The organism is Streptomyces sp. NPDC093071, assembly GCF_044754545.1.
Taxonomy (GTDB): domain Bacteria; phylum Actinomycetota; class Actinomycetes; order Streptomycetales; family Streptomycetaceae; genus Streptomyces.
Genome location: NZ_JBIVPH010000019.1, coordinates 1 through 4,123 on the forward strand (window position 1 = coordinate 1; position 4,123 = coordinate 4,123).

At 68.8% G+C, this 4,123-nt stretch carries 5 protein-coding genes; 3 read left to right on the forward strand and 2 right to left on the reverse strand.

Annotated features, from left to right (window positions below; translation table 11 throughout):
- Window positions 1–371 precede the first annotated feature (371 nt).
- Together ACIQD7_RS34155 and ACIQD7_RS34160 are read right to left on the reverse strand one after the other, a co-directional pair.
- Window positions 372–1,607: a helix-turn-helix domain-containing protein gene (locus tag ACIQD7_RS34155; RefSeq protein WP_402447200.1), complete on the reverse strand. Its 1,236-nt coding sequence runs from the start codon at window positions 1,605–1,607 to the stop codon at window positions 372–374.
- Window positions 1,604–1,921 (reverse strand): putative quinol monooxygenase, encoded by a 318-nt coding sequence (locus tag ACIQD7_RS34160; protein WP_399760594.1) that lies wholly within the window; start codon window positions 1,919–1,921, stop codon window positions 1,604–1,606. The genes ACIQD7_RS34155 and ACIQD7_RS34160 overlap by 4 nt, the downstream gene beginning before the upstream one ends.
- A gap of 150 nt (window positions 1,922–2,071) precedes the next feature.
- Here ACIQD7_RS34160 and ACIQD7_RS34165 point away from each other — a divergent pair, with 150 nt between their 5' ends.
- The 3 genes from ACIQD7_RS34165 to ACIQD7_RS34175 all read left to right on the forward strand — a co-directional run.
- On the forward strand, window positions 2,072–2,401 hold the full coding sequence (locus ACIQD7_RS34165) for a hypothetical protein (protein WP_152370823.1): 330 nt from the start codon (window positions 2,072–2,074) through the stop codon (window positions 2,399–2,401).
- A gap of 2 nt (window positions 2,402–2,403) precedes the next feature.
- Window positions 2,404–3,753 (forward strand): FtsK/SpoIIIE domain-containing protein, encoded by a 1,350-nt coding sequence (locus ACIQD7_RS34170; RefSeq protein WP_402447204.1) that lies wholly within the window; start codon window positions 2,404–2,406, stop codon window positions 3,751–3,753.
- A gap of 83 nt (window positions 3,754–3,836) precedes the next feature.
- On the forward strand, window positions 3,837–4,123 hold a 287-nt coding region (locus ACIQD7_RS34175), incomplete at its 3' end, for a DUF2637 domain-containing protein (protein WP_402447206.1).

Consider the following 4,123-nt stretch of genomic DNA (forward strand, 5'->3'; position numbering starts at 1 on the left):
CGTCCAGGTGGAGCGCGCCACTGTACGAACGACCTGGACGCCCGGTGCCGTGTCTGCTCGGCTCTGCCTGGGTCGACGGCAGACGGGATGGGAGTCCCCCCACCGCAACACTCCACGGCCGGCACCCGTCCACGGAGCCCCCGCCCATCCTGGTGCTTGTTGCGCCCCCGCCGGAGGCATCGTCTTGAGTTGCACCCGCATACCGCCTCAGCCGCATCGTGGTTCGTCACCCATCAACCCGAGCTGTCAGGCGAGCGGCCCGGCGCCGGGGCCGCCGCTGGCGAAGACAGAGCGGTGGCCCCGGCGACGGGCCGCTCGCGCCGCGCTGTGCGCGGCGGGTGCCTTGATGAGGTAGAGAAACTTGTAACAGCTCAAGGCCGCGCGTCTGCCCGGTCGGCAAGCTCCTTCAGCTCCTGGGGCGTGGCACGTCCGGCGAAGAGGAGAAGGTCCCGGATCGTTTCCCTGGCGGCGACGTGAGTGTGGATCAAGTCTGGGGACAGGTCCTCGGCGTCCAGCAGGGCTCCCAGTGCTTCACCGACCTGGCGCCGTTGCGCGTAGGCCCGGCCAAGGTCCATCTTCAGGCGGGCTCGACGCTCCAGCGACAGCGAGGACGTGTCCAGCTCGGTACCGACCTCGATGGCTTCGCCGGCGTCTCCCAGCTCGACCGCGATCGAGACGGCCTGGATCTCCACATTGGTCGGCCCGAACTCCAGGTTGAAGTCGTTGCGGTCCTCGCCCAGTCGTGCCGCGACCTCGCGGGCTCGCTTCATCTCCTGCCGCGCCCGGGTACGGTCACCCGCTCGTGCGTGGATGAGGGCCAGCGCCAGGTGCAAGGCTCCGATGACTGACAGTGCCTCGGGTTCGCCCGCGGCTTCTCGGTAGTGCCGTTCCAACGCGTTCAGGGCGGTGGTTGCAGAGTGCTCGGCCTGGTCTAGGTGCTTGAGCCGTACGAAGGCCTGGGACAGACGAAAGACGCTGGCGAACACCTCCAGGGTGTTACCCGACTCCTCCGCTGCGCGGATGGCACGGTCCGCTGCCACCCATGCGGCGTCCGCCTCGTCCTGCCGTACGAATGCGGCGGCGAGAGCCTGGTACGTGCGGCTGAGTAGACCCCATAGCCTTCCCCGATCCTCAGGCGGAGCCGTCCTCGCCGCGCGCTCGATCCGGGGCACCAACGGCCCCAAGGTGGAACTCAACTCCGCGAACTCATTGGCATGGGTCAGCTCCCACACTCGGTCCACCGCGCGTTGCAGCTCCTCCATGTTGGCGGGGCCAGGGCTGGCCGGATCGAGAACAACCTCCGGAACGGGATGGCCCGAGATGACCAATCGCGCTTGGTCGAGGTCGTTGGGAAGCTCGATGGCTGGCTCTTCTGCCGGGGCCTGCGTCGGCGCGTCTGCCCGCAACTCCTGTACGGAGACTCCCAAGCCATTCGCCAGTAGGCGCAGTACGTCGAGGCGGTTGACCGGCTGGATGCCCCGTTCTACCTGGGACAGCCAACTCGCAGTACGACCGATCTCGGCGGCCAGCTGCTTCTGCGTGAGGCCGCGCTGCTCGCGAAGGTCTGCGACCCGCGCACCGAAGACACGGCGTTCTTCTGAGGTCACCTCCACGCCCCGGCGGCGCCCTGGCTCTGCACGAAGGTGACGTCGAAGTCAGCCACGTACTTTTTCCGCTCCGCCAGGAAGTGGCGGGTGTGCGGCTGCTGCTCGTGCTGGTCGAACGCCTCGCGGTCGGCGTACAGCTCGTAGAACAACCGGGTGTTGGGCTCGTCGGCCACGGTGTGCACAACGTACGAGAGGGTTCCAGGCTCATGGGCCTGGATGCCCTTCAAGGTCTCCTCGACGAGAACGTCGAAGGCTTTCGCTGCCTCTGCGTCGCGCAGGTTGAACCGGACGACGAGGCCGAAACCGCTGGTCATGTGGTCCTCCTTAGGTGTCGCTATCAGAGTCGCAGAGATGCAGCTGCGCTGCTACTCGCAGAACTTCTTGACTCGCAGTTTTTCTGTGACTACCTTCATAGTGAAGCTGCGACTCGGCGAACCGCTGAGCCTGACTCAAGGAGTACCGCTATGCCGTCGTTCAAAGTGGACACGTCGACCGCCATGGTGTTCGTCGCCACGGCCCCCGTACCGAAGCTCGTGAGCAAGCAGACCGGTGAGCGCGCGGTCGACCGGGAGACCGGCGCCAACCTCTCTACGGTCGGCCTGCTGATCTCGGACGAGGGGGAGGGCAACCTCTACCAGGTGACCGTGCCGGAGACCGGTCTCCCGGAGAATCTGGCGCCGGGTATGCCGGTGTCGGTGATCGGGCTCAAGGCCCGGGACTGGGAGAACACGTTCAACGGCCAGACCCGTCACGGCATCTCGTTCCGCGCCGTCGCCCTCACGGCTGGTGCCTGACCATGACGGACCTGTCGACGTTATGGGAGGTCGGTCTCCCGCTCGCCGGAACCGCCGGCACTCTCGGCTACGCCAAGGCCCGGGCACCGCGTCTGTTCTGGTCGCTGGTGGGTCTGCCGGTGGCGACGACGCGGTTCGCGGTGACCTACCGGTCCACGATGGACGTGTGCGGGCTGACGGTGCAGCCGTCCCGCTTCCGTGCCTTCCTGGTCCGTAACGTTGCCCGCCGCGCCGATGTCCAGCCGGTTCCGCCGAAGGTCCGCCGGATCCGGGGCAGCCTGACCGGCCTGCGGGTCACCCTGCGGCTTCCGGCGGGGTTGGAGCCCGCTGATGTGGTGGCGGCTTCCGAGCGGTTGCGGCACGCCTGGGGTGTCCACTCGGTCACCGTGGTGACGGTCAAGCCCGGGTTCGTGGAGTTGCGGATGACCGGCTATGACGTTCTTCGCCGGGTGCGGATGCCGCGGCGTGTGGTGTCGGGGCCGATGTCGGTTCCGGTCGCGCTGCGGGAGGACGGCACCGCCTTCGTCCGCGACTATCTCAAGGTCCCCCACGCGCTGACGCTGGGGGCGAATCAGTCGGGCAAGTCGATGTATCAGCGCAACCTGATCGCCGGACTCGCCCGTCTCCCGGTCGCCCTGGTCGGCATCGACTGCAAGCGCGGTGTGGAACAGCGCGGCTACGCGCCCCGCCTCTCCGCCCTGGCCACCACTCCCGAAGAGGCCGATGACCTCCTGGAGGTGCTGGTGGGGGAGATGGAAGAGCGCTTCGACCTCCTCAGTGCCTATGGGGCCGGTGACATCTGGGCCCTGCCGGAGGATGTCCGTCCCGCCCCGGTGGTGGTGCTGGTGGACGAGGTGGCGGAGCTGTTCCTGGTGGCGACGAAGAAGGACGAGGAACGCCGGGACCGCATGGTCACCCAGCTCATCCGCCTGGGGCAGATGGCGCGTGCGGCCGGCATCTTCCTGGAGGTGTGCGGGCAGCGCTTCGGCTCCGACCTCGGCAAGGGCGCCACCGCCCTGCGGGCCCAGCTCACCGGCCGGGTGGTGCATCGGGTCAACGACAAGCAGACCGCCGAGATGGGCGTTGGCGACATCGCCCCCGACGCCGTCGTCACCGTGCTCACGATCCCCCCGGACCGGCCCGGTATCGCGGTGGCCGGGGATACCTCCGGCGGCTGGTCCCGTATCCGCACCCTCCAGCTCAGCGCCGCCGAAGCGGCCGCGATCTGCGCCGCGCACGCTCACCTCACCCCGGACCTGCCTGCCCTCGCCGCCTACCGCCCGGCCGTCCCGGTCCGCGTCGGCGCCCCCACGTCTGTTCCGCTGGTCAAGCCGTCCCCGGCGACCCCCTAGCGGGCCCCCTCTCCACCTCGGTGGCGTGACCGTCTCACGCCAGGTCCCTACCCGACCCATGCCCGAAAGGAGGTGAACCCTTCATGTTCCGCACCCTCCGCCTCGACGCCGTGCTCATCCAGGCCGTCATCGCCGGGGCCCTGTCCTTCGCCCACCTGCACGACCTGGCGGCCGCGGCCGGGCAGGACGGCTGGAAGGCCTGGGCCTACCCGGTCTCCGTCGACCTGCTGCTGGTCGCCGCGTGGCGCCGGATGCGCAAGGACGGCGGCAACCGTGACGCCTGGCTGTGGTTCGCCATCGCCCTGATCGCATCCCTCGGCGCCAACGTCGCCACCGCCGGACTCCTCGACCTCGGCAACGTCCCGCCGTG